This is a genomic window from Rhodococcus sp. GQ147 (assembly GCF_059759155.1).
In genome coordinates this window covers 214422-239366 of sequence record NZ_JCAXDU010000002.1, presented here as the reverse complement: position 1 = coordinate 239366, position 24945 = coordinate 214422, and the positions used below count along the sequence as shown (strand labels likewise).

22 protein-coding genes are annotated in these 24945 nt (G+C 69.0%); 8 read left to right on the top strand and 14 right to left on the bottom strand.

The annotated features are described in order from the left end of the window. Nucleotides 1–3 precede the first annotated feature (3 nt). The 3 genes from AC6CID_RS03570 to AC6CID_RS03560 are packed head-to-tail and all read right to left on the bottom strand — an operon-like array spanning nucleotide 4 to nucleotide 2230. Entirely contained in the window at nucleotides 4–267 is a 264-nt protein-coding gene (locus tag AC6CID_RS03570; RefSeq protein WP_033097244.1) for an exodeoxyribonuclease VII small subunit, read from the bottom strand. Next, a complete protein-coding gene (gene xseA, locus AC6CID_RS03565; protein ID WP_498353584.1) occupies nucleotides 264–1529 on the bottom strand; it encodes an exodeoxyribonuclease VII large subunit in 1266 nt (421 codons plus the stop codon). The genes AC6CID_RS03570 and xseA overlap by 4 nt, the downstream gene beginning before the upstream one ends. Further along, nucleotides 1526–2230 carry a lipid droplet-associated protein gene (locus tag AC6CID_RS03560; RefSeq protein WP_498353583.1) on the bottom strand — a complete coding sequence of 235 codons (705 nt, stop codon included), beginning with the start codon at nucleotides 2228–2230 and terminating at the stop codon, nucleotides 1526–1528. Before AC6CID_RS03560 ends, xseA begins: the two co-directional genes overlap by 4 nt. Before the next feature lie 99 nt (nucleotides 2231–2329). Here AC6CID_RS03560 and AC6CID_RS03555 point away from each other — a divergent pair, with 99 nt between their 5' ends. Further along, entirely contained in the window at nucleotides 2330–3328 is a 999-nt protein-coding gene (locus AC6CID_RS03555) for a 4-hydroxy-3-methylbut-2-enyl diphosphate reductase (RefSeq protein ID WP_006553909.1), read from the top strand. A gap of 78 nt (nucleotides 3329–3406) precedes the next feature. Here the strand turns inward: AC6CID_RS03555 and AC6CID_RS03550 are convergent, their stop codons facing one another. Both AC6CID_RS03550 and AC6CID_RS03545 read right to left on the bottom strand, forming a co-directional pair. Next, the gene (locus AC6CID_RS03550; RefSeq protein WP_232238034.1) at nucleotides 3407–4306 is read right to left on the bottom strand and encodes a DUF6542 domain-containing protein; all 900 of its coding nucleotides are present in this window, start codon (nucleotides 4304–4306) and stop codon (nucleotides 3407–3409) included. Between the two features lie 24 nt (nucleotides 4307–4330). Then, nucleotides 4331–5494, bottom strand: coding sequence for a DNA recombination protein RmuC (locus AC6CID_RS03545; protein WP_006553911.1), 1164 nt, complete (start codon nucleotides 5492–5494; stop codon nucleotides 4331–4333). A 77-nt stretch (nucleotides 5495–5571) separates the two neighbouring features. On the opposite strand from AC6CID_RS03545, the gene AC6CID_RS03540 reads away from it, so the two are divergent. Further along, nucleotides 5572–6750, top strand: a complete 1179-nt coding sequence (locus AC6CID_RS03540; RefSeq protein ID WP_006553912.1) for an exonuclease SbcCD subunit D — start codon at nucleotides 5572–5574, stop codon at nucleotides 6748–6750. After that, entirely contained in the window at nucleotides 6747–9725 is a 2979-nt protein-coding gene (locus AC6CID_RS03535) for an AAA family ATPase (protein WP_498353582.1), read from the top strand. The genes AC6CID_RS03540 and AC6CID_RS03535 overlap by 4 nt, the downstream gene beginning before the upstream one ends. Before the next feature lie 7 nt (nucleotides 9726–9732). Here AC6CID_RS03535 and AC6CID_RS03530 read toward each other — a convergent pair whose 3' ends face one another. Further along, entirely contained in the window at nucleotides 9733–10950 is a 1218-nt protein-coding gene (locus AC6CID_RS03530; RefSeq protein ID WP_498353581.1) for an AI-2E family transporter, read from the bottom strand. 136 nt (nucleotides 10951–11086) lie between these two features. Between AC6CID_RS03530 and AC6CID_RS03525 the strand changes: the two genes are divergently transcribed. Next, nucleotides 11087–11560: a hypothetical protein gene (locus tag AC6CID_RS03525; RefSeq protein ID WP_498353580.1), complete on the top strand. Its 474-nt coding sequence runs from the start codon at nucleotides 11087–11089 to the stop codon at nucleotides 11558–11560. Nucleotides 11561–11596: 36 nt separating this feature from the next. Beyond that, nucleotides 11597–12676, top strand: coding sequence for a redox-regulated ATPase YchF (gene ychF, locus AC6CID_RS03520; RefSeq protein WP_016693933.1), 1080 nt, complete (start codon nucleotides 11597–11599; stop codon nucleotides 12674–12676). A gap of 99 nt (nucleotides 12677–12775) precedes the next feature. On the opposite strand, the gene AC6CID_RS03515 is transcribed toward ychF, so the two are convergent. Next, entirely contained in the window at nucleotides 12776–13555 is a 780-nt protein-coding gene (locus AC6CID_RS03515; RefSeq protein ID WP_024103289.1) for an alpha/beta fold hydrolase, read from the bottom strand. Nucleotides 13556–13610: 55 nt separating this feature from the next. Between AC6CID_RS03515 and AC6CID_RS03510 the strand changes: the two genes are divergently transcribed. After that, a complete protein-coding gene (locus AC6CID_RS03510; protein ID WP_498353579.1) occupies nucleotides 13611–15374 on the top strand; it encodes a GNAT family N-acetyltransferase in 1764 nt (587 codons plus the stop codon). On the opposite strand, the gene AC6CID_RS03505 is transcribed toward AC6CID_RS03510, so the two are convergent. The 3 genes from AC6CID_RS03505 to AC6CID_RS03495 form a co-directional block, all read right to left on the bottom strand. Then, a complete protein-coding gene (locus AC6CID_RS03505; RefSeq protein WP_498353578.1) occupies nucleotides 15335–16573 on the bottom strand; it encodes a flavin-containing monooxygenase in 1239 nt (412 codons plus the stop codon). The two genes, AC6CID_RS03510 and AC6CID_RS03505, sit on opposite strands and share 40 nt — an antisense overlap. A 114-nt stretch (nucleotides 16574–16687) precedes the next feature. Beyond that, nucleotides 16688–18313, bottom strand: coding sequence for a LuxR C-terminal-related transcriptional regulator (locus AC6CID_RS03500; protein ID WP_498353577.1), 1626 nt, complete (start codon nucleotides 18311–18313; stop codon nucleotides 16688–16690). Nucleotides 18314–18398: 85 nt separating this feature from the next. Beyond that, complete coding sequence (locus tag AC6CID_RS03495) at nucleotides 18399–18956, bottom strand: TetR/AcrR family transcriptional regulator (RefSeq protein ID WP_498353576.1); 558 nt, start codon at nucleotides 18954–18956, stop codon at nucleotides 18399–18401. A gap of 130 nt (nucleotides 18957–19086) precedes the next feature. On the opposite strand from AC6CID_RS03495, the gene AC6CID_RS03490 reads away from it, so the two are divergent. Further along, nucleotides 19087–20127 carry an ABC transporter permease gene (locus tag AC6CID_RS03490; RefSeq protein ID WP_498353575.1) on the top strand — a complete coding sequence of 347 codons (1041 nt, stop codon included), beginning with the start codon at nucleotides 19087–19089 and terminating at the stop codon, nucleotides 20125–20127. Here AC6CID_RS03490 and AC6CID_RS03485 read toward each other — a convergent pair. From AC6CID_RS03485 to AC6CID_RS03475, 3 genes are all read right to left on the bottom strand, one after another. Then, nucleotides 20124–20603: a P-loop nucleotide/nucleoside kinase family protein gene (locus AC6CID_RS03485; RefSeq protein ID WP_498353574.1), complete on the bottom strand. Its 480-nt coding sequence runs from the start codon at nucleotides 20601–20603 to the stop codon at nucleotides 20124–20126. The two genes, AC6CID_RS03490 and AC6CID_RS03485, sit on opposite strands and share 4 nt — an antisense overlap. Nucleotides 20604–20708: 105 nt before the next feature. Beyond that, nucleotides 20709–21497, bottom strand: coding sequence for a DUF3159 domain-containing protein (locus AC6CID_RS03480; protein WP_064060515.1), 789 nt, complete (start codon nucleotides 21495–21497; stop codon nucleotides 20709–20711). A gap of 74 nt (nucleotides 21498–21571) precedes the next feature. After that, the gene (locus AC6CID_RS03475; protein WP_019287979.1) at nucleotides 21572–22546 is read right to left on the bottom strand and encodes a pseudouridine synthase; all 975 of its coding nucleotides are present in this window, start codon (nucleotides 22544–22546) and stop codon (nucleotides 21572–21574) included. 122 nt (nucleotides 22547–22668) lie between these two features. On the opposite strand from AC6CID_RS03475, the gene AC6CID_RS03470 reads away from it, so the two are divergent. Then, on the top strand, nucleotides 22669–23940 hold the full coding sequence (locus AC6CID_RS03470; protein WP_033097258.1) for an MFS transporter: 1272 nt from the start codon (nucleotides 22669–22671) through the stop codon (nucleotides 23938–23940). Nucleotides 23941–23956: 16 nt separating this feature from the next. On the opposite strand, the gene AC6CID_RS03465 is transcribed toward AC6CID_RS03470, so the two are convergent. Beyond that, nucleotides 23957–24871, bottom strand: a complete 915-nt coding sequence (locus tag AC6CID_RS03465) for an Rv1352/Rv1906c domain-containing protein (RefSeq protein WP_498353573.1) — start codon at nucleotides 24869–24871, stop codon at nucleotides 23957–23959. Between the last annotated feature and the right edge of the window lie 74 nt (nucleotides 24872–24945).

Below are 24945 nucleotides of genomic sequence, written 5' to 3'. Positions count from 1 at the left end.
AGGTCAGTCCTCGTCCTCGTACTCGTCGTCTTCGTCCTCGTCGTCCGCGAGGGAGAGCGCCTGCTCGACACGTTCGCGGGCGCCGGCGAGATGTTCCTCGCAGCGCTGCGCGAGTGCCTCGCCGCGCTCCCACAGCTGCAACGAGTCGTCGAGGTCGAGTCCGCCCTGCTCGAGCATCTTCACGACGTTGACGAGTTCGTCCCGAGCTCGCTCGTAGCCGAACTCCCGCACATCGGCGTTGGCGTCGTCGGTTCCCGCGTTCGTCACTGTCCTGATCTTCCTTGTCGTTCGTGTCCCATGACGGCGGCGCGGGCCGCGCCGTCCGCCACGCGCACTCGCAGCTGGGTGCCGATGGGCATCTCGTCGAGTGTGCGTACCACTTCGGGGGCGCTGCCCGGCACGATCCGCTGGACCACGGCGTAGCCACGCGCCAGGGTCGCCGCGGGCCCGAGGGTCGCCAACCGTGCCCGCAGGTGTTCGAGCGTCGACGATTGCGACGAGATCAATCGCGTGACGTCGCGTCGTGCCGCGTGCTGCAACCGCTCGATCTCCTCGTTCCGCCGGTCGAGATCGCGGAATGGATCGGCCAGGACGGGACGGTCGCGCAACTGTGCGATCACGTGTTCCTCGCGCCGGACCCAGTTGCGCAGCGCCGCCGCCGACCGTGCTCTCAGTTCGTCGACGAGATCGAGTTCGGCAACCGCATCGGGTACGACGCGCTTCGCGGCGTCGGTCGGGGTCGCGGCCCGCAGGTCGGCGACGTGATCACAGAGCGGACTGTCGGGCTCGTGGCCGATCGCGCTGACCACGGGCGTCGTACACGCGGCGATCGCGCGGCACAGCGCCTCGTCGGAGAAGGGCAGCAAATCCTCGACGCTGCCGCCGCCGCGGGCGAGGACGATCACCTCGACGTCCGGGTCCTTGTCGAGTGCTTCGATGGCGTCGATGAGTTGCGTGACCGCGGTCGGGCCCTGCACCGTCGCGTGGCGGACGTCGAACTGCACGGCCGGCCAGCGACGCTGCGCGACCGACAGCACGTCGCGTTCGGCCGCGCTGCCGCGGCTGGTGACCAGACCGACGCGGCGCGGCAGGAAGGGGAGGGGGCGCTTCAACCGCGGGTCGAACAGTCCCTCGGCCGCGAGCAACGCACGCAGTCGTTCGAGCCGCGCGAGCAGTTCACCGATACCGACGGCCCGGATCTCCGTGACTCGCAGCGCCAGACTGCCGCGGCCGGGCCAGAAGGTCATCTTCCCGAACATGATCACGCGGCTGCCCTCGGTGAGCGGCACCCCCGATCGCTGCAACAACTGGGGTGAACAGGTCACCTGCAGGGACATGTCCACCGACGGGTCGCGCAGGGTCAAAAACGCCGTCCGCGTCCCGGGGCGGGCGTTGATCTGCGTGATCTGCCCTTCGACCCAGATGGTGCCGAGCTTGTCGATCCACCCGGCGACCTTCTGCGCCACGGTGCGGACGGGCCAGGGCTGCTCCGCGGAGTTCGGGCGTGCCGCGTTCTGTCCGGCCGTCACTTGTTACGCGCGCTCGTGATCCGGTTCGACAGCATCGTCACGAACGGAGTACGCGCGGCGTGAGCATTCTCGTATTCGAGCACCGCTGTGAGCTCGTCCACCGACAGTGCGCGCAGGCGGGCACGCAGTTGGGCGAGGGTCAGCGAGTCGTAGTCGAGGTATTCGACGATCTCGGAACGATCGTCGGAGGCGACCTTCGTGTCCGTGGTCTCGCCGATCTTCGTGACCTCGGCGTCTGCGGACTTCGCGGCGGCCTTCTTCGGAGCAGACTTCTCGGCTGCCGTCTTCTTCGCGGGCCCCTTCGTCGTCGCGGTGCCGGCCTTTACCGGTGCGGCCTGCTCGGCCACGGGTGCGTCGGCTTCGTTGGCCGGCGGGATGGAGTACAGGGCGAACCGGCCGGGAGCGCCGTTCGCGGCGCTGTTCGTCGAGGTCGCGGTCTCGTCCGAAGGGGTCGAGCCGTCGTCGTCGAAGGTCGCCCACTGTGCGGTCTCGGCGGGCTCCGCTCCGAAGATCTCGAAGAACTGGTCGCCCTTGATGGCGAACGAGGTCATGACCTGCTGCACTCGCATCGTCGTCTGCAGGATCTGGCTCACCGTCGTCATCGGCAACGAAACGGCTGTGCTCGGCAGCTTGAGGGTCTCTTCGTACGCGGTGACAGCAACGCCGGCAGCCACCCGTGCCAGGAACGGTGGACGGATCATGCCCCAAGACTGCCCGATGATCGGCGTGATTGGTAGCCGGGGAGCACGTCGGCTGCGAGCTGGAAAGCCACACTCCGACGCGCCCCGTACTCTGGAGGTATGTCTGCGCCTGTTCCTCTCGAAGTCGGGATCACACGGTCCGCCGGTCTCTCCACCTCCGGAAAGCGCGTCCTGCTCGCCGAGCCGCGCGGCTACTGCGCCGGCGTCGACCGCGCCGTCGAGACCGTCGAGAAGGCGCTCGACAAGTACGGTGCGCCGATCTACGTCCGCAAGGAGATCGTGCACAACCGCCACGTCGTCGACACGCTCGCCGACCGCGGCGTGGTGTTCGTCGACGAGACCGACGAGGTGCCCGAGGGTGCCGTGCTCGTGTTCTCGGCGCACGGTGTGTCGCCCGCGGTCCACGAATCGGCCGCTGCCCGGCAGCTGCGCACCATCGACGCGACCTGCCCGCTGGTGACGAAGGTCCACCAGGAGGCCAAGCGCTTCGCCCGCGACGACTTCGACATCCTGCTCATCGGTCACGAGGGCCACGAGGAGGTCGAGGGCACCGCAGGTGAGGCCCCCGACCATGTGCAGCTCGTCGACGGTCCCGACGCCGTCGATTCGGTGACCGTGCGCGATCCGTCGAAGGTCATCTGGCTGTCCCAGACCACCCTGAGCGTCGACGAGACGATGCAGACCGTGCAGCGTCTGCGCCAGAAGTTCCCGCAGCTGCAGGATCCGCCGAGCGACGACATCTGCTACGCCACGCAGAACCGCCAGGTCGCGGTGAAGGCGATGGCGCCCGAGTGCGATCTGGTGATCGTCGTGGGGTCGCGGAACTCGTCGAACTCCGTGCGGCTCGTCGAGGTCGCCCTCGGTGCGGGTGCCCGGGCAGCGCACCTGGTCGACTACGCCAAGGAGATCGATCCGGCCTGGCTCGAGGGTGTCGAGACCGTCGGCATCACCTCCGGCGCGTCGGTCCCCGAGATCCTCGTTCAGGGCGTCGTCCAGTTCCTCGACGAGCGCGGTTTCCACGACGTGCAGTCGGTGACGACCGCCAACGAGACCCTGGTGTTCGCTCTCCCGCGCGAACTGCGCGCGTCGCGTCGCTGAACCGGGTAGTTCCGTAGAGCGAAGACGACCGGTCACCGCCGTGAATCGGCACGTGACCGGTCGTCTTCGTCGTGTGGGTCAGTCCTCGTAGCGGTCGCGGTACCGCACGCGCGGCGGCTCGTAGCCCTGCGTGGGTGCGGGGGAGGGCGCCGGTCGACCGGTGTCCGGCTCGGGTGCCGGACGGCGCCGCGGCTCGCGGACCTCCGGCTGCACCGGGTCCGCAGGTCGGGGAGCGCGGGTACGCCGGGGAGCGGGCTGCTCGGCGGTCGGGGATTCGGGACGGACGCGGCGACGGGATCGGGTGTCGGCGACCTCCCGGACCGACGCCTTCGCGGCCGGCGTCCCGCGGCCCGAAGCGGTGCGACGTGCATCCGCAGGGGTGGCCGTCGCCGGTCGCCCCCGGCCCGCACGCCTGGTCGGCCGGTCGTTTGCAGCGCGTGTCGGCCGGTCGCCCGCGGCGCGAGCGGGGCGGTCCTTCGCGGTTCCGGTCTTCGCTGCCCGCGGCTTCGCCCGCTCTCGCGGCGCACGGGCACGTACTCCCGTGTTCTGTCGGGTCACGAAGATCCGGAAACCGCCGATGGCCAGTGCCAGGAGTGTCGCCACCAGCATCGCCGGGAAGCGGTTCACCAGCGGATAGGCGACGTTGAGCGCGAGATCCTTCAATCCGCCGGTGCTGGCGGAGGAGACGATCTCCTGACCGATCGGCACCGCGAGGAGCAGCAGCAGAGGCGGCTGGGCCATGGCCGTGAACAGTCCGCGATAGCGCACCGCCACCACGGCCGCGACGCAGCCGAGCACGTAGAAGACAGTGAACGCAGAGGTCAGCTCGTTCCCGCGTGCGCTGTCGAGCAGCACCCCGAGAAGCGTCGTTCCGGCTGCGATCGCCACGGCACCCCACCAGGGCACACCGGGCACCGTAGGCACCAACGACCGCATGTCGAGCGGCACCGCCGAACGTGCACGTTGGGTTGCAGACACAACGTAGACATTAGCGTGGCGATGTCAGCTCGCTTCGTCGACAGGACCGTCCGCCACTGCTCTTTCTGCCAGAGTGCTGCGTCGCGGCCAAGCGTCGACACGCTGCACCTCGGGCACCTCACCGTCGAATATTTCCAGGTCGTGGAGCTTGCGGGCCGTCACGCCCACCCGGGTGTCCATCGACGAGACCGTCATGTTGAACGAATCGACGGCCTTGCCGAGCTGGTTGCCGAGCCGATCGAGGTGGGAACCGACCACACCGAGCCGTTGGTACAGTTCACGGCCCAATCGGTGGATGGTCGCGGCGTCGCGGGAGAGCGCCTCCTGCCGCCAGGTGTGTGCGATCGTGCGCAGCAACGCGACGAGCGTGGTCGGTGTGGCGAGGATGACGTTCCGGGCGAAAGCGTGCTCGAGCAGATCGGGATCGGCGCCGAGCGCGGCATCGAGGAACGGATCGCCGGGGACGAACAACACGACGAACTCGGGCGTCGGGTCGAACGACTCCCAGTAGGCCTTCGCCGCCAGTTGGTCGATGTGGGTGCGCAGTTGGCGTGCGTGGCGCGTGAGGTGCCGGTCGCGCTCGTCGGGCTCCTCGGCCTCGGCGGCATCCAGATAGGCGGCGAAGGGCACCTTCGCGTCGACGACGATCTGTTTGCCACCGGCGAGGTAGACGAGCAGGTCGGGGCGCACCCCGTCCTTGCTCACCTGGGTGTCGAAGTCGCAGTGCCGGACCATCCCGGCGAGCTCGACGACGCGTTCGAGCTGGATCTCGCCCCATCGTCCGCGGATCTGCGGCGCGCGCAGCGCGGTGACCAGCTGCTGGGTCCGCGTGGACAGCAGCTGCGACGCGCGGTGCATGCCCTCGACCTGCTCGCTCAGCCCGGCGTAGGCGTGCACGCGGTTGCGTTCGACGTGTTCGACCTGCCGGGCCAGCGCTCCGACGGCCTCGTTCAACGGGCCGACGAGCCGCGAGACCTGGTCGCCGATGGCACCGGACTGCCGGCGCGCGGCATCCTCGCTCACCGCTGCCAGCGACTGACGCAGCTGCTCCTCGTTGTCCCGCAGGGCTGCCAGCTGCGCCTCGGCACGGGCTGCGCGTTCGCCGTCGCGGGTGGCCCGCAACAGCCAGCCGAGCACCACCCCGAGACCGAGCGCGACGAGCAGGCCGAGTGCCGTGAGTGCTGTCATGTGGCGGATGATGCCTCATCGATGCGACATCCACCCGACATCCGGGGATGTCGGTCCTCTCCTCTACCGTCTGTCCCATGCGGATCCTGCACACCTCCGACTGGCACATCGGCCGCACCTTCCACGGTGTCGACCTGCTCGCCGACCAGGCGCGTGCGCTGCGGGCCATCGCCGATCTGGTGGCCGAACGCCGGATCGACGTGGTGGTCGTGCCGGGCGACGTGTACGACCGGTCGATCCCGAGTTCCGACGCGGTCGCCGTGTGCAACGCCGGCCTCGAGGCCATCCGTGAGGCAGGGGCGATCATCGTCGCCACCTCCGGCAACCACGACTCGCCGGTCCGGCTCGGTGCCGGCGCTGCCTTCGCGGCGCACGGGGGTCTGCACCTGATCACCCGCGTATCTCAGATCGACAGCCCTGTTGTCCTGCATGACGAGCACGGCCCGGTCCGCTTCTACGGCATCCCGTATCTCGAACCCGAGATCACCCGCGCCGAGCTCGGCGTGCCCGAGGCCCGTTCGCACCAGCAGATCCTCGACGCGGCGATGGAACGCGTGCGCGCCGATGTCGCGGATCGGCACGGCCGCACGGTCGTCCTGGCGCACGCCTTCGTCGTCGGTGGCGAGCCCAGCGACTCCGAGCGGTCCATCTCCGTCGGCGGGGTCGAGACGGTCGCCGCGTCGTCGTTCGACGGTGTCGACTACGTCGCGCTCGGTCACCTGCATTCCCCGCAGACGGTGAGCGAGACGGTCCGGTACTCGGGATCGCCGTTGCCGTACTCCTTCGGCGAGCGCTCGCACCGCAAGGCGGTCTTCGTCGTCGACCTCGACGCCTCGGGTGCGGCGTCCGTCGAGCGAGTCGATCTCCCGGTGATCCGCGAATTGACTCGTCTCGAAGGCGAACTGGACGATCTGCTCGCCGATCCGGCGCATGCCGCCGTCGAGGAGCACTACGTCTCCGCGGTGCTGACCGACGCGATCCGCCCGCTCGACGCCATGCGTCGCCTGCAGGAGCGGTTCCCGTACGCCGTGCACGTCGAATGGCAGCGACCGGCCGGGTCCACGGAGGGCAGCTACCGCGACAAGGTGCGCGGGCGCAGTGATCGCGACATCGCCGCGTCGTTCCTCACCGATGTGCGTTCCGAGCCGTCCGAACGCGAGCGCGGCTGGATCGACGAAGCGTTGAGGGAGGTCGACCGTCGTCGTGGCATCGGCGACGAGACCGACACGCAGTGGCGGACGGACGTGCCGGCATGAGACTGCACCACCTCGAGATCACGGCCTTCGGTCCGTTCGCCGACACCGTCGAGATCGACTTCGACGCGCTCGGCGCCGATGGGTTGTTCCTACTGCACGGGCAGACGGGCGCGGGCAAGACGTCGATCCTCGACGCGGTCGCGTTCGCGCTCTACGGCACCGTCCCCGGTGCTCGCTCCGAGGGGCGCCGGTTGCTGTCCGACCACGCACGGGTGGGTGCTGTGCCGACGGTCCGGCTCGAGGCGACCATCGCGGGTCGCCGTCTGGCCATCGAACGCAGCCCCGAGTTCGAACGCCCGAAGAAGCGCGGCACCGGCACGATCAAGCAGCAGGCCAAGGCGAATCTCACCTGGCTCGACGGGTCGGGGGAGAACCTGTCCCGCGCCCAGGAGATCGGCGACGTCGTCAAGTCGTTGCTCGGGATGAGCGCCGAACAGTTCTTCCAGGTGGTGCTCCTTCCGCAGGGCGACTTCGCCCGGTTCCTGCGTGCGAACAGCGAGGAGCGCGGCAGGCTGCTCGAGCGTCTGTTCGACACCACCCGTTTCGGCGACGTCGAGCAGTGGTTCCGCGATCGGCGCGGTGCCGGAACGAAACTGCTTGCCGAGCAACAGAAGAAGGTCGAAGTGCTCGCGGCGAAGGTGGCCGCGTCGGCCGGGATCGAGGCGGGAGCCGACGCCGATCCGGTGGAATGGGCGGGCCGCCTGCTCGCCGAGGCCGCCGAGAGCCGCAACGACGCCGCCGGAGCGCTTGCACGAGTCCGCGCCGTCGACGAGGTCAACCGGCGCAGGCTCGACGAGACCGTCGCTCTCGCCGACCGACTCCGCCGCCGCCGCGACGCCCTGAACATCCTTGCCGAACTCGAGCAGACGCAGACGCAGCGCGTCGCCGTGACAGCCGAACGCGACGCCGCGCATCGCGCGGTGAGCGTCGCGGTCGTCGATCGGGAGGCCGCCCGCCTCGCGCGCGAGGCTGATGCCGCCGTGGCGCGCGCCGAGACGGCCGCCGCGCCGCTCCGCAGCGACGACGAAGGACGCGAACTCCTCCAGGCTGTCGGGCCGATGTCGTCCGCCGCCGACCGCGACATCATCCGACCTCGATGCGAGGAATGGTCCTCGGAGGCAGCGCGACTCGACGTCCTACTCGATCGCCGTCGTCGTCTCACCGAGCTCGAGAACGAACGCGAGAAGTTCGCCGGACGTCGCCGTGCCCTCACCGACGAGCGTCGGCAGGTGATCGACGAGCGCGCCGCGCTGCCCGAACGATCGACCGCCGCTGCTGATGCGGTCGCCGAGACCGAACGCGCAGCCGCGATGCTCCTCGGCCTGTCCACCGCACGCGACCGTGCCGCCGACGCGCTCGACGCCGCCACCGAACTCGCTTCGCGCCGAAACGAACTCGAACGGCTCGAAGCCCGGGTACTGCAACTGCACTCCGAATACAACCACGCACGCGACGCGCACCTCGACGTCCGGCAGCGCCGGATCGACGGAATGGCAACCGAACTCGCCGCGCGTCTCACCGACGGCGAACCGTGCATGGTCTGCGGTTCCACCGAACATCCCGAGCCCGCGCGCCCGGCTCCCGACACTGCGACGAAGGCAGACGAGGAACGCGCCCACGCCGCCGAGCAACGCGCCGCCACCGCGCTGAGCGAAGCACGCGAGGCCGTCACCGAACTCTCCGGGATCGTCGCCGTCCTCCGACAGCGTTGCGGCGACGCCGAACTCGCCGAACTCACCACCGCCCACGCCGAGGCGGTCCGCGCCCACAACGAGGCCGCCACCGTCGCCGGTCGGCTCGACCATCTGCGCGCGACGGTCGAGGACCTGCGCAAACTCGACACGGTGCTGGCCGAACAGGAGAAGCGGCTCGACGCCGAACTGTCCGAACTCGCCCGCGAGGACGCGGTCCGCGCGGCCGAGATCACGGAGATCCGCGAGCGCATCGTCGAGGCCGTCGGCGACCTCGACCTGCTCGCCCCGCGACGGAGGACGGTCGCGGCACTGTCCGCCGCCGCCACCGCGCTGCTCGACGCCCGCACCGCCGCCCTGCAGGCGCGCACGGCCGCCGACGAACGCGCCGCCGACGCCCGCACCGCAGCCGCGGAGGCGGGCTTCACCGACCTCGACAGCGCCCGCGCAGCTGTCCGGACACCCGAGCGGCTCGCCGAGATCGACCGCGTCCTGCGCGCCGCCGACGACGAACGCGCGGTGGCTACCTCCACGCTGAACGACCCGGCGATCGCGGCCCTCACCGGCGACGAGGTCGCTGACGTGACGGCCGCGCGCGCAGCGGTGGACGACGGTGCCGCGGCGGTCGAGGCCGCCCTGAGCGCGGCCACCGAGGCCGAGCGCCGGCACCTCGACATCGAGAACTACTCCCGGCGACTCGAGCGTGCCTGCGCCGAACTCGTCCCGCTGCTCGACGAACACGCCGAACTCTCCGCGCTCGCCGACGTCGTCGCCGGAATGGGGTCGAACGCCAAGAAGATGTCGTTGCGCTCGTACGTGCTCGCGGCGCGACTCGAGGAGGTCGCCGACGCCGCCTCCGAACGCCTGCGCAGGATGTCCGGCGGTCGCTACGAGTTCGTGCACTCCGACGCGGCCGAGAGCCGGGGTCGTCGCGGCGGTCTCGGTCTCGACATCCACGACGAGTACACCGGGGCCGTGCGATCGACGAAGACGCTGTCGGGCGGCGAGTCCTTCCAGGCGTCCCTCGCCCTTGCCCTCGGCCTCGCCGACGTCGTCGCCGCCGAGGCCGGCGGGCTCGTGCTCGACACGATGTTCATCGACGAAGGGTTCGGTTCACTCGACGCCGACGCCCTCGAAGCGGTCATGGGGGTGCTCGACGAACTGCGCGCGGGAGGCCGCGTGGTGGGCGTGGTCAGTCACGTCGACGAGATGCGGCAGCGGATCCCGAGCAGGCTACACGTCATCCGTGGCCGCTCGGGATCCACCGTCCGCGTCGCGAGCTGACCGCCCCTCAGTCCTCGGAGGCGGCCGGTGCCGGAGAGGCCGGCTTCGGATCGGGCACCGAGGTGTCGCCCGGAGCCGGGAGTGCCTTCGTCTCGTCGTCCTCGCCTTCACTGGCGCGCTCGTCGATCTGTTCGCCGATGTAGCGGATGACCACCGCGGCCACCGCCGCGACCGGCACAGCCAGGAACGCACCGACGATCCCGAACAGCGACGAGCCGGCCGTCACCGCGAGCAGCACCACGGCCGCATGCAGGTTCATCGACCGCGACTGCAGCACCGGTTGCAGCACGTTCCCCTCGATCTGCTGCACCGCGATGATGAGGACCAGCACGATGATCGCGGTCGTGAAACCGTTGGCGACCAGCGCCACGAGGACTGCCAACGCACCCGCGACGAACGCACCGACGATGGGAATGAACCCGCCGATGAAGGTGAGGATCGCCAGCACGGGTGCGAGCGGGACTCCGAGGATCACCAGGCCGATGCCGATGAACAGCGCGTCGATGAAGCTCACCAGAGCCTGGGTGCGGATGAACCCGCCCAGCGTGTCCCACATGCGGCCGAGTACCGCTTCGAGGTGGCGGCCGGCGCGGCCGCCGCTCACACGGTGCAGCCACGGGAGGAAGCGCGGACCGTCCTTGATGAAGAAGAAGGTCAGCACGAGGACGAGAGCGAGCGTGACGAGCAGTGAGCCCGCCGTGCTGACACCGGAGAAGACGCCGCCCGCGATGGTGGCGGCACTGCCCTGCACTCGTTCGACCACGGCGTGGACGGCATTGTCGAGTTGCTCGTCGCGCAGGTTGATCGGGGGTCCCTTCACCCACTCCTGCACGGTGTTGATGCCTTCGGTGGCCTTGTTGGCCAGATCGGGCATCTGGGAGACCACCGACGGGACGATGCCGGCGATGATGCCACCGACGATCGCGAAGAACATCACGAGGGTCAGGCCGGCCGCAGCAGCCGGAGGAACACCGCGTTTGGTCATGAAGCGGGTGGGTGGCCACAGGATCGTGGAGACGACGATCGCGAGGGCGACCGGCAGCACGATCACCCACATCTTCTCGATGATCCAGCCGATCACCACCGCACCGGCGGCGATGACGACCAGGCAGGCCGACCACTTGGCGAGCCAGATTCCGCCCGTGCCCAGCAGGCTTCCGCGGTCGGGCTTCGCCGACGGCTTCCCACTGCTGTTTCCGCTGGGCGCGGTCTTCGATTCGGTCAACGACGGTCCTTCCGACATGTATCGAGCTCGATACCGATCGACAGTCGCCAATCTACGGTCACCGAGCGCCGCGCGTGGTCCGGACGACACGCCGGAAACGACGCTGAAGGGTCCCCGGCCGTGGCATCCTCGAAACGTGACGAACCGAACGAGCCCGACCCGACGCCTGCGTGTACCTGCGGCGGCCGTGGCGGTCGCAGCCGCCTTCGCGCTCACCGCGTGCAGCTCCGACGACACTTCCAGCGACGAGGACGTGCGGTCGTCGGCGGATGTCGCCGTTACGAGCGTTCAGGAGCAGGCCGAGGGCGCCATCTCGTCGGTGCAGAGCGTCGCGTCCAGCGCGGCCGAGCGGGCCGGCGACATCTTCGACGAGGCGAAGCTCGACGTCTTCGTCGCGGCCTTCCGCACCGGTTACCCGCAGCTGTCGGCCGACCGGGAGACGCAGGACATCGAGTCCATCGTCACCGAGACCTGTCCGCTCATCGACGAGGGTGCGTCCGACCAGGAAGTGAACGCGAAGGTCCAGGAGGTCGCGGCCAACGGATCGACCGTGCCCGACGAGGACCAGGCCGCGCGCATCGCGCAACTGGTGCGGGTGGCGTGCGGGTGAAGTGAGCGGCGGGCGGCCGCGTAGAATACCGATTCCGTGAGCCTTACCCTCGGAATCGTCGGTCTTCCCAACGTCGGCAAGTCGACGCTGTTCAATGCGCTGACCAAGAACGATGTGCTGGCAGCGAACTATCCGTTCGCCACCATCGAGCCCAATGTCGGCGTCGTCGAACTGCCCGATCCGCGACTGAACCGGCTCGCCGAGATCTTCGGTTCCGAGCGCATCCTCCCGGCCACGGTGTCGTTCGTCGACATCGCCGGCATCGTCAAGGGGGCCTCCGCCGGTGAGGGCATGGGCAACAAGTTCCTCGCCAACATCCGTGAGGCGGACGCCATCTGTCAGGTCGTGCGAGTGTTCGACGATCCCGACGTGGTCCACGTCGAGGGCAAGGTCGACCCGATGGCCGACATCGAGGTCATCGCGACCGAGCTGATCCTCGCCGACCTGGAGACGATCGAGCGGGCGCTGCCGCGGCTCGAGAAGGAGTCCCGGAAGAACAAGGAACTCGTCGCTCAGCTGGAGGAGACGAAGAAGGCGCAGGCGATCCTCGAGGACGGCCGCACCATCTTCTCCGCCCAGGCCGAGGTGAAGGGCGAGCTGCTGCGCGACCTGCACCTGCTCACCGCCAAGCCGTTCCTGTACGTCTTCAACGCCGACGAGGCCGTCCTCACCAACGAGGAGCGCAAGGAGGAGCTGCGCAAGGCCGTCGCACCGGCAGACGCCGTCTTCCTCGACGCCAAGGTCGAGTCCGAGCTCCTCGAGCTCGACGAGGACGAGGCGATGGAGCTGCTCGAATCCATCGGTCAGACCGAGGCAGGTCTGAAGCAGCTCGCGCGCGCCGGTTTCCACACCCTCGGTCTGCAGACCTACCTGACGGCGGGTCCGAAGGAATCGCGTGCCTGGACCATCCGCAAGGGCGACACCGCTCCCAAGGCGGCCGGCGTGATCCACACCGACTTCGAGCGCGGCTTCATCAAGGCCGAGATCGTCTCCTTCGCCGACCTCGACGCGGCCGGTTCGATGGCCGAGGCGAAGGCCAAGGGCAAGGTCCGCATGGAGGGCAAGGACTACGTCATGGCCGACGGCGACGTGGTGGAGTTCCGCTTCAACGTCTGACGGACGACATCGGGGCGGTCCTCCGTAGCCATCCGCATTTCGGTGTTCTCGACCCCGTATATCGAGGTCGGGAACACCGAAATCGTTATGCCGACGGAATCAACCGTGCCGGGCGACGTCCTCGCAGAGGATGCTCGGCCACTGCGCGAGATCGGCCGGGGTGTACGCGATCTCCAGCTTCGCGTGGGGGAGCAGACCCATCAGCGCCTCCGCTGTGGACACCGGATGGGCGGGGTCGTCGATCCATGCCAGCACCGTCACCGGAATATCGATGCCGGACACGGCCTCCGGATCGGGCAGGTCGCTCAGTGCGGCGCCCCGGAACAACGACGGCAGCAGTTCCTCGGTGACGTCGGGGACTGTGTCGGGCGCGTCGACGGTGGCCGGTGGTCGTGGTGCATTCAGGTCATGTGTGAGGAACGCCGCCAGTCCCTGCTGCTCGATGAGATCGGCGGCGGCCCGGTACTCGGCGGCCTTCGCGGCGCGGGTGGCCCAAGCGGTCGCCGGCACCAGCAGCGTGAGGCTGCTGAACCGCTCCGGATCCTTCACCGCCGCGTGCAACAGGGTCCCGGTGCCCATCGACGGCCCGACCCCGTGGACCCGTTCGCCGGGGAAGTAGTGGTCGAGCAGCCGCAGCAGGTCGTCGGCGAGCACCGGCCAGCGGTAGTCCTCCGGCACCGCACGCCCGGTCGAGTGGCCGTGCCCCCGTGCGTCGTAGCGCAGCAGCCTGGTGCCGCTGAGCCCGCGGCCCAGGTCGAGGTCCATGAGGCGGTCGCGGTGGCGGCTCGAGGTCAGTCCGTGGAGCTGGACGACCGGGTGACCACCCTCGTCGCTCAGCTCCACGTCGAGTTCGGCCCCCGGCACACTGAAGGTCGGCACGTCGTCTCCCGATGTCGGAAAGCAGTTGCTGGAGAAGGCGCCTAGGATACCCGGCATGCGGCTGACAAATGTGGCGCACCTGCGCCTGCCGTTCGGTCGACTGCTCGGCTACGACGTCACCGTCGCGGGGCTCGGCCGGGCGCTGCCCGTGTCGTTCGACCAGCGGCGGCACGTCGGCGCGGGTGATCGTCCCGGCTCCTGGATGGCTCTGTCCTTCCGTCTGTTCGAGCCGGTCTCGCCCGACGACCTCGCGGCAGCATGGCTGGCGGTGATTGCGCGGCACGGCACCCTGCGCTCGGTGTTCACTCACGGCGACGACGGTGAGCCGCGCCTGCACGAGGCCGAGATCCGCCCGGGCGGCTGGGTCGAACATCCGATCGGTCCCGGTCAGGCCGTCAACGACGCCCTCCGGGACGTCCTCGACAGCGCATGTTCGCCCTACAACCGGCCGTCGCACCGGCTGTGCGTGCTCGAGACCGCTACGGAACCGACCGTCGTGGTGGCTGCCGATCACTCGCACGTCGACATGTGGTCCATGCTGGTGATCGCCCGCGACCTGCTCGCCGCCCTCGCCGCCGTGCGCGCGGGACGGGAACCGTCCCTGCCGCCGACACCGGCCTTCGCGGAACACACCCGGGCACTGCAGGACCGTCCGGCCGCACCCGCCGAGGTCCACGAGCGCTGGGCAGAGGTGCTCGCTGCCAGCGGCGACGTGATGCCGCGCTTCCCGCTCTCCCTCGGAGTGGCGAGCCTCCAACGCGAACGCGTGGAGGTGCGCGACGTGCTCGACGTCGACGACAGCGCCGCCTTCTCCGCCCAGGCCAAGGACGACGGGGTCTCCACTCTCGCGTTGGTGGTCGTGGCCATGACCGAGGTGACCCTCGAACTGGCCGGATCCCCGTTACGGGCGGTGTTCCCGGTGCACAGCCGGTACGACGCCACCTGGCACGACTCCGTCGGCTGGTTCATCACCAATTCGGTGCTCGAATCGTCCGTCCCCGAACCTCGCGCGGCCGCGGACGCCGTCAAGGAGGCGGTCCGGCTCGGATCCTGGCCCCTCGAGGACATCCTGCGCCCGTGGGGCGGTATGCCGGAGGTCCCGGGCATGTTCGCGATCTCCTGGCTGGACCTGCGCAGGCTTCCCGTCCGGGTCGACGCCACCGGCCTCGAGGCGCAGTACGTCGGCGCGACCATCCGCACCGACGGGGTGATGCTGTGGTTCATCCTCGACGACTCGGGTCTGCACCTGCGGTGCCGCTATCCCGATACCGTCGAGGCTCGACGGCACGTCGGTGGCTGGCTGGACCTGCTCATCGCCCGGTTGCAGGCCCGCGCCCGCGAATCGGTCGGCGGGCAGATCCGGTTGGGCGACAGCAGCTATCGGGTGCAACGTGCCGGTCGATCCGACGTACCGGCGATCGTCGCATTGCTCTCCGACGACGAGCAGACCCCCTGCGACGGTGCGGAACTCGCCCGATACGAAGAGGCCTACGACGCCGTCGCTCGCGACCCCTCGCACTACCTCGCGGTGGTGCGCGACGAGGTCGGCCGGATCGTCGGCACGATGCAGTTGACGATCGTGCCGGGTCTGTTCCGTGGTGGTGCCACCCGCCTGCTCGTCGAAGGAATCCGGGTCGCCTCGTCCGAACGTTCCCGCGGCATCGGCACAGCCATGCTTGAGTGGGCCCACGATCACGGCCGGAACCGGGGTGCCACGCTCGCGCAGATCGCCGTGGACGCGTCCGACGAGCGGGCTCGGATGTTCGGGGCGCGGCTCGGCTACGGCTGCACCCAGGTTGGACTCGAACGGGCGCTCTGACGTCGGCCGACTCGATGGCCGAGGACTACGTCGTAGCCGACGGCGACGCGGTGGATCCGCTTCGTCGTGTAACGCGTCCTGTGCCGATCCGGATCCGTTCCGGGGGACGTGGGTGCGCCGTGTGCGACGAGGTGACGGACGACGTACTCCGCGTCCGCGCCGGCGCCGCCGACGAGCATCGACCGGAATGACGACTGGAAGCACAGACCGGTGAAGTACAAGCCGGGCACCGAGGGAACCACGCCGTGTTCCTCGCGCGGCCAGCCATCCGTGTCGAGCACCGGTAGGTCGATCCAGTCGTAGTTCTGACGGAATCCGGTGCACCACACAATATTCGTCACGTCGAGAATCCGGCCGTCGGACAGTGCGGGGCGGAGTTCGTCCACGCCGGTCACCCGCTCGGTGATCCGGGTGACGCCGCGCGCGGCCAGCTCCCGCCGGCGGATTCGCAGCAGCGGCGCGCCGTGATGCCGTTCGTCCTCGCGAGCACGTCGTCCCATCGGGGTGCGTACGGACAGTACATGTCCCCACACGAACCACAGGACCGGGAACAGCACGCGCATGGCGGGACTGTCCACACGCACCGGCAACTGCCCGGTGTCGCGTCCGCACAGGATCGTCGGATGGGACGCCGCCAGCTCGTAGGCGATCTCACTGCCGGAATGAGAGGCTCCCACCACGAGTACCGGACCGTCACGCAACTGCGACGGATCGTGATATCCACTCGAATGCAACTGCACGATTTCGGGATCCAGTTCGGAAGCGAAGTCGGGGACGCGTGGGGTTCGACCGAACGTGCCCGTGGCCACGATGACGTTGTTCGCCTCGATCCGCGTGTCGCCGCAGTCGAGGGCGAACCGGTCACCGTCGTGGGAGAGTCGGCGCACCCGGGTGTTGCCGAGCACGGGCAGGTCGAAGCGGGAGGCGTAGGACTCGAGGTAGTCGGCGAGCTCGTCCTTGGTGGGGGAGCGGTGCGGGTCGCCCGGGAACGACATGCCGGGCAGTCCGTCGTAGCCGGCGGGACTGTACAGGCGTAGCGAGTCCCAATGGCAGCGCCAGTTGTCGCCGATGCGTCCGTACGTGTCGACGATGAGGAACGGACGGCCACGACGGGCCAGATGGTAACCGGCGGACAGGCCTGCCTGACCTGCGCCGACGACGACGGTGTCGATCTGCTGGGGTGCGCTGTGGACGGTCATGACGACTCCCCGAGGTGAGGGAACTACACCGACGACGTTAGGCACTGCCGCCCCTCGGCCGCGTCGGGAGGAGTGTGCAATCGAAGGTGGCAGCGTATGGGCAGTTCTACCCAGTCAGAGCAGGCGATGCTCGTACGCGTAGGCCGTCGCTGCCGCTCGTGAGGACACCTCGAGCTTGGTGAATATGTTGCTCAGGTGCCGGGCCACCGTCTTCTCGCTGATGACGAACTCGTGGGCGATGGCTCGATTCGTCTTGCCCGTGGCAACGGCGCGCAACACCTGGACCTCCCGGGGCGTCAGCCCGTTCGGTGCGTCGGCGAGTTCGGGACCGCGGAGCTCACGCAGATCCGGCAACGCGTGCAGATCGTGGAAAACCGATGCTGCCGAGTCGAATTCGAGCCGGGCGTCATCGTCGTCGCCGAGTGCGGCGCAGCATCGACCCTGTAGCACTCGTACCCGGGCACGTTCGTAGGGTGCACCGAGGTCACGCCAGCGCCTGCCGGATCGCCGCAGCCGTTCGAGGGCGCCGCAGGGGTCACCTTCGGCGAGCAGGACCGAGCCCTGCGCGTGGTCGGCCATCGCTGCCAGTGCAGGGGCGTCCTGCGTCCGGGTCAGCGCCTCGAGTTCGTCGGTGCTGCGCCGGGCTGCGGCGACATCTCCGGTGGCGAGCGCGATCTCCGTGTGGGCGGCGAGCATCCGCGGCCGGTCGAGATTCGAGGCTTCGCCGAGACCCCGGAGGATTCCGGCGACCGCTGCGGTGGTGTCGCCCTGTCTCAGACGCAGCAGAGCAAGACCCGGCTGTACCTCCTGCCCGTACATGCCCGCTGACCTGTAGGCGGCTTCCGCCTCGGCGAACTCACCGCGTAGACGATGCAGTTCGCCCTGCTCGTACAGGGCCATTCCCATCGCGGGTTGACCGGGCGGATCCGACAGCCGCTGCAGTGCGAGGCGGGCGAGGTCCATCGCCTGCGACCAGTCGCCCTCGAGTTGCAGCATCTGGGCGCGATGGACCAGGCACTGTCCCCGGAAGGGCACGAGTCCGGACTGATCGTCGCACCAGCGGCCGAGGGCCCGAGTCCACTCTTTCGCCCGTTGCAGATGATATGTGCCGTAGCAGGTCTCGATGACCGCGCAGTACACCAGGCCGGAGACGACGGGCGAGACCTCGCCCAATCCGACGGCGACGAGCACCTCGTCGAGTGTCCGCAGCCCGCCGTCGACGTCGCCGAGCAGGACTCGGCACTGTCCGATGCCCAGTGAGCCGAGAGCGAGAAGGTCGGCGTCGTGGCAGGCCCGTCCGATGCGCTGAGCTGCGGTGAAGATCGGCAGTGCCTCGGTCGGCCGGTTCGCGTACATCTGCTGTACTGCTCCGGGGATCATCAGGAAGCCGCTGGTCGCGCAGTCCGGTCGGTCCGGGACACCCGACTGTCGGGCTCGCTCCAGCCAACCTCCGGCCCGTGCTACTTCACCGCGTCCCATCAACAGGAAGCACAACCAGAAGGCGCTGATACCCGCGCTCTCGGTTTCGCCGGCTTCGAGATGTGCGGCGAAGGCGCGCTCGTACAGTGCGACGCTGTCGTCGTCGTGGCCCGCGAGGTACGCGGCTCGGGCGAACAGATCGAGGTCGTCCGCGGACAGGGCAGCGAGTGTGTCGGCGCTGCGGAATCCGTCCAGGGCACGCGGCCACTCGCGCGCGCGGTACGCTGCCCGCGCGTGGTCCAGGACCGCCGACCTGCCCATGTTCGCTCCCGCGATCGAGCGCCGCCGACACCGGCTGATTGCGATCCTACGCCCGCAGATACGCAGGGTCGTCGGTGCGCGCGGCTCACGACGGTCGCATGCCCGCCAGAACGATCGACACCAATCGTGGAACGAGATCCGGTGTCACCGCACGGATCGCGTCGGGTAAGGGGCGGGTGATCAGGCCGATCGCCAGGACCAGTTCCAGCGCGTCGAGGTCGGGGCGCACGATGCCGGCGGATCGCACCGCGTCGAGCAGCTCCTCGACCCCGGCGAGCGTCTGCGCCTGGGCGTCGCGCACCGATTCGGAGATCTCGTCGGTCACGAATTCGGCGAGGGTGGCCGAGAGTGCACCCAGGTCGAGTTCGACCAGCCGTTGCACGTAGCCCACCCAGGCGTCCTCGGGTGAGGAGCCGACGCGCTCCAGGGCCTCGGTGCCCGCTGCGCGCATGTCGGCGAGGATCGTCAGCGCGACCTCGTCGGCCAGCGCGGTCCGGGACTCGAAGTTCCGGTAGAGGGTAGCGATGCCGACTCCGGCGGCCTCCGCGACCGCCTCGAGTGCGACGTCGCTGCCGTGGACGGCGAACAGCCGGCGCGCCTCCTGGACGATCAGCTGACGACGCTTCGCGGCATCGGCACGCACCGGTTGCCTTCCTTCCGGAGTGGGCTGTGAGGAACTTCGCTTGACATGTCCATCCTAACCGGAGGATTATTCTCCGATATAAGTGGAGGAAAATCATCCACTTAGCGAGGGTTCGGACAAGGAAGACGCGATGGCAGGCGCCGCTACGACGACAGTTCCCGGCGAGGGTGACTCCACCGCGCGCAAGCGTCATCCCGTGCTGTCGCTGCTGGGAATGACGTGCGGGCTCGGGGTGATCCTGGTGCTGATGCTGCTGGTCTTCATCATGCCGTCGCTGAAGAGCGGACCGCACGACCTGCAGGTCGGTATCGTCGGGACCTCCGCAGCGGCAGAAGAATTCGAGACGTCGCTCGCGACGGCCGCCCCCGACGCATACACCTCGCAGCGATTCGCCTTCGAGCAGGAACTGCGCGACGCCATCCACGACCGCGACGTCATCGGAGGGTTCGTCGTCGACGAGTCGGGCGTCCGCACGCTGGTCGCCGGCGCGGGCTCGACCGCCATCTCCGGTTCGCTCGCCGGAACCTCGCAGGCGGTCGGCGGAGCACTCGGGGCCGATGTGAGCGTCGAGGACGTCGTCCCGCTGCCGGAATCCGACCCCACCGGTATCGGCATCGGTGGTCTCGCCTTCCCGCTCGTCTTCGGTGGCATCGTCCCGGTCGTCGCATTCCGGAAGATCCTGCCGCCCAGCGACGCCTGGTACCTGACCGGCCTGTTCGTCTTCGCTGCCGTCGGTGGCATCGTCGTCGCGTCCATCCTCACCTTCGCGTTCGGAAGCATCGAATCGACCTTCTGGCCGGTCGCGGGATCCATGGCCCTCGGTATCGCCGCCCTTGCACTCCCGTTGGCCGGACTCCAGAAGGCCTTCGGCGCCAAAGGGTTCACCATCGGTGCGATGGCCATGATGTTCCTCGGCAATCCGCTGGCCGGTATCGCGACGACGTCGGCATGGCTGCCGTCCGGACTCGGTACCTTCGGTCAGCTCCTTCCCCCGGGGGCTGCCGGAACCCTCGTGCGCTCCGCGGCATACTTCGACGGTGCCGGCGGATTCGTCGCGCTGTCGACCCTCGCCGCGTGGATCGTCGTGGGACTCGTGCTCTACGTGGTGGGCATGCGACGTGCGGCGGGTGAGGAAGCGACAGAGCGCCCTTCGGCGCAGGTCGCGGCCTAGCGGACCACGTCGAGCGGTCCTTCCTCGGGCGTCGGCGGCTCGAACCGCTCGAAGTACTCCGTCGCCGTCCGTTCGGTCAGCGGCCAATCGTCCGCCCACCTCCCGTGCCGGTCGCCGACCCGGCTCAGGATGGTCTCGAGATCCGTCGCGATGTACACGGTCTCCGGCACGATGCCGTGCGGTGCGAGCAGTGCGCGGAACTCGTCACGTTGTCGCCGGAACCAGAATCCGAAGTCGAGCACGACATCGTTCCCGGCTGCCACATGGCGCAGCAAACGCGCCTTCAGGTCTGCTGATACCTCGGCCACCACGTCGGCGGAGGGCATGGTCGTGATCCCGCGATCCCAGAACTCCACCTCGTACGACAGACGCGTCCAACCCTCGCGCTCCAGGCGCTTGGCATAGGTGGTCTTACCGGCACCGGCCGGGCCGCACATCATCACGACGCGAGACACTCGGGTCCTGTTCGCTGCCACCGGCCCGACGGTACACACCGCCACCGAGATCGAGACCGATAATGCTCATCGCTGATCCGAATCGAATCGGGCCCGATCCGCACCCCTGGGCGCCAGGGCACCGCGTCACGTGGAGGCCTTCTCGGTCTTCGGTGAGAGTCTGCCGATCACGGCGCTGCCGATGATGCCGACGACGATCATGCCGATCCCGACCGCGTCCGGTATCGAGTCGGTGACCCACCCGAAGATCCCCGCGACCAGCACGAACGTCGGTATCCAGTCGATCAGCTTCAGGAGCGACGGCGCGGGTTCGGACTCGCCCTGTGACGCCGCGAACTTCGCACCGGCGTAGTCCGGATAGAACTCGGTGAAGGAGACTGCGAAGAAGATCGCCGCGAGCTGGAGCACCCAACCGGTCCAGAAGTTGCCCGGGTCGTGCATCACGGCGTCGCCGATGAATCCGACGATGGCGGAGAAGGTGAACGCACCGGCCCAGACCGCGGAGATCACGTAGTTGATCTTCATGAACAGGGGAGACGTCCAGTATTCCTGGGGCGTGTCCTCTTTCGCGTAGGGGAGTGTGAACGGTCTGCGCGCGATCAGGGTGGCGACGACGAACACCGCGAGCGCGATGTTGGTGAGTTCACCCGCCCAGATCTCCATCCAGTCGATGACACCGTCCGACGCGATGAGGCCCACCGCGGCCAGCACGACGAAGAACGCCGCGCCGAACACGTCGAGGGCGTGTATCTTGATGCCGCGTCGCGCGCCCACCCACATCGTCAGCAGGACGAGGCCGAGAGCGAAACACACCGCTTCCTCGAACCGTCCCGGGGCCGACAGGACGGACATGAGGATCCACGGTGCGATGCCCGACAGTGGCGACCGGAGGTAACCGTCGACGACCTTGGTCATGCCTACCAGCGTATTTCGTGGAGCCGGGCATGTCGGAGTTTTCGGAGGATCGACCAGGATCCGCTCGGGCGCACTCAGTCCTGCGTGGTCGGTGCTTCGGCCAGGCTGCGCCGGGTGGCGAAGCGACGCTCGACCCCCGACAAGGGGTCGACGAATTCGAGTTCCCGCGCGAGCAATTGGAGAGGAAGCGAATGGTCGTCCGGTGTCTCGGGCAGCAGCACGGGATACCAGTGGTCGCCGAGGATCCCGATACCGAGCGCCGCCAGGTGCACTCGCAGCTGATGCATCCGACCGGTGTGCGGGCGCAGCAGGGTGTGCAGAACGGCCCGTCCCGACCCGCTCACCCCGGATCCGAGCACCTCGATCAGGGTCTCGGAGTTGGGTTCGCGGGTGTCGTCGGCGACGACGCGCAACTCACCGCGTCGCGCCTCGATGTGATTGCGGTACAGCACGGGGACCGGACGTCCGGCGATCTGCGGCGCTGCCGGATCCCACTCCGCCGGCAGTGCGGACACCGCCTCGTACACCTTGGTGACCCGGCGCTTCTCGAACAACGACTGGTAGGCGCCGCGCGTCTCGGGCCGGGCCGAGAACATCACGAGCCCGGCGGTCGCCCGGTCGAGCCGGTGGATCGGTGTCAGATCGGGGTTGTCGAGGCGGGTCCGCAGACGGACCAGTGCCGATTCGCGCAGGTAGCGCCCGCCCGGAGTGGTGGGCAGGAAGTGCGGTTTGTCGACCACGACGAGGTCGTCGTCGATATGCAGGATCTCCTCGTGGAACGGCACCGGTTCCTCGACGGGCAGATCGCGGTAGTACCAGACGAACCGGTGCGCTCCGAGTTCGGTGCCGCGACCGATGGGTTCTCCGTCGATCCCCACGATCTCGCCGGCGTCGAAGCGGCGGTAGAGATCGTCGGCGTCGAGATGGTCGAAGCGTGCGACGACGTACTCGGCGACCGTCGACCACGGACCGGAGGTCGGAACACGCAGTCGCGTGGGCCCGACCCCGTTCCTGACGGGCAACGGTGAGGGCATCGGCACGGGCACCATCCTCCCATCGGCCGCGACGTGAGCTGCGCCTCGGGTGATCGGCGGTGGCGCGATCGGAGAGCGAGGCGCGGTTCACAGATGCTCGTCGGGGACGGCCGACACCGTTCTGCCACCATGTCCGCATGACTGCACCGGCCCGGCTCGGCATCCCGACCGGCACGCTCGCGCTGCTGGCTGCTCTGTACTTCGCGCAGGGCCTGCCGTACGGGTTCTTCACCCAGGCGCTTCCGGTGGTGCTCCGCGAGTCCGGCTTCTCGCTGATCGCGATCAGCGCGACGGGTGTGCTGTTCGCACCGTGGGCGCTGAAGTTCCTGTGGGCGCCGTACGTCGACCACTACGGAACGCGGCGGCAGTGGTTGCTCTCGCTCCAGCTCGCGGCGTCGGCGGTGTCGTTGATCCTGGCGTGCCTCGACCTGTCGTCGACGCTGCGGTGGCTGCTCGTCGGCATCGCGGTGGTCAACGCCCTCTCGGCAACGCAGGACGTCGCGACCGACGGTCTGGCCGTGCAACTGCTCGGACCGACACAGCGCGGGCTGGGGAACGGCATCCAGGTCGGCGCGTATCGCATCGGCATGATCGTCGGCGGAGGAGCGCTGCTGTGGGTGTTCTCCCTCGCGGGTTGGCGCAGCCTGTTCCTCGCGATGGCGTTCCTGCTGGTGCTGACGACGATCCCGGTGTGGCGACTGCCGCGCACGGAGCGACGAGCCACGACGGATCGGGAACCGCGAAGCGCGACCCGCATGACGGTCGCGTGGTGGACGCGTCTGCGCCGCCCCGGGATGCTCGCGTTCATCCTGCTCATCGGCGGCTTCAAGTTCGGTGACTCGATGGGCTCGGCGATGGTCGGTCCGTTCATGTCCGACTCGGGACTCACCCTCGGGCAGATCGCGCTGGTCAAGGGTGTGCTGTCCTCGGCAGGCGCTCTCGGCGGTGCCGCCCTCGGTGGGTGGCTGTGCTTCCGTCGCGGTCGTCGGCAAGCCCTGCTGATCGGTGGCGTGACCCAGACGGCGAGCCTCGCCTTGTACGTCGTCGCGTCGCTCGGCTACGGCGGGTTCGGGCTCATCGTCTCCGCGAGCCTGGCCGAACACGTCCTCGGCGGTGCCGCGACGGTCGCGGTGTTCACGCTCATGATGGACGCCGCGGACAGGGACCACGCCGGCAGCGACTACACCCTGCTCGCGTGCGCGATCGTCGTGGTGCAGGGCATCGCGGGCTTCACCGCCGGTGTGGTCGGAGACGTGTTCGGTTATCCCGCGCTGTTCGGCACGAGCCTGGTGCTGTCGGGAATCGGATGTGCCGTCCTGCTGCTCGCTCTTGATCGAGGCATCGGGCCGAGCGGGGTGCACGGTGTGTGGCAGAGCGGCGCGGGGCGGGCGGCCTCGCGTCCCCGGTGATCACCGGTACCGCCGATCACTGCGACCAGTACTGCAGCATCGGCTCCTCGGCGAGCACCGTCGACCCCTCGGAGATGACTAGAGCGCGCGACGAGATGCTGTACTGCACACCGGCGTTCGTGGCGGTGAAACCGTCGCCCGAGGGCACGGGGTCGTCGATCTCGATCGCCGCACCGTCGTTCGTACGAACGCCCTTGTAGTAGTACCGGCCGGCCCCGGTCTCGCACACCACGACGAGCGAGTCGGCCGTCTGGCCGATGGCGACGGCGGGATTCGTGTGGTTGCACCGCGCCTCGGGGATGCCGACGAAACCCTGGGGGTCGGTGTCCTCGGAGGCCGACACGGGCGGTAGTGGACGTGCGGGTCCGGTCGCGGGCGCGGGATTGCCGGTTGCTGTGAGTTCGAGATCCTCGATCCGCAGGGCCAGGTCGCCCGGCAGCACGGTGACGTAGCTGTTGCCCTGCACGATGCTGTTGGCCGTGATGCACTCGAAGTCGCCCATGAGGCACGACAGCCGTTCCCAGTAGCCGCCGAGCGAATCCGTCGGGCGTAGCGCGTATTCGCCGGGGGTGATGTCGACTCCGACCTTCAGGGTGCCGTTGGTCGGGAAGCCGCTCGGGGTGGCAGGCCGGCTCGTCTGCGCTCGCGGGGTGGGCGGATCCACCTCGGTCTGCGGGGCTGCGGATGGCGACACGGTGACCGTCACGGTCGACGGGGACGGGCTCGCGGCGACGGCGCTCTCCGATCCCGGATCGGACGAGCGGGTCAGGACGACGACCAGGGCGGCGACTGCGGCGACGACGGCGACGAGCAGGGCACCGCCCACGAGCCACGGCCACTTCGGTCGTCGCGGCGGGGTCGGGGTGGGCCGGGGTGGCGGGGGAGCGCCGTAGCCGTAGCCGTATCCGTCCGGCGGAGGCTGCATCGACATTCGGGTCCCTTCGCTGTCGCGGTGTTACGCCTCCTGATATCGCTGCCGATGTCTGCTGCTGTTACGTCATGCGG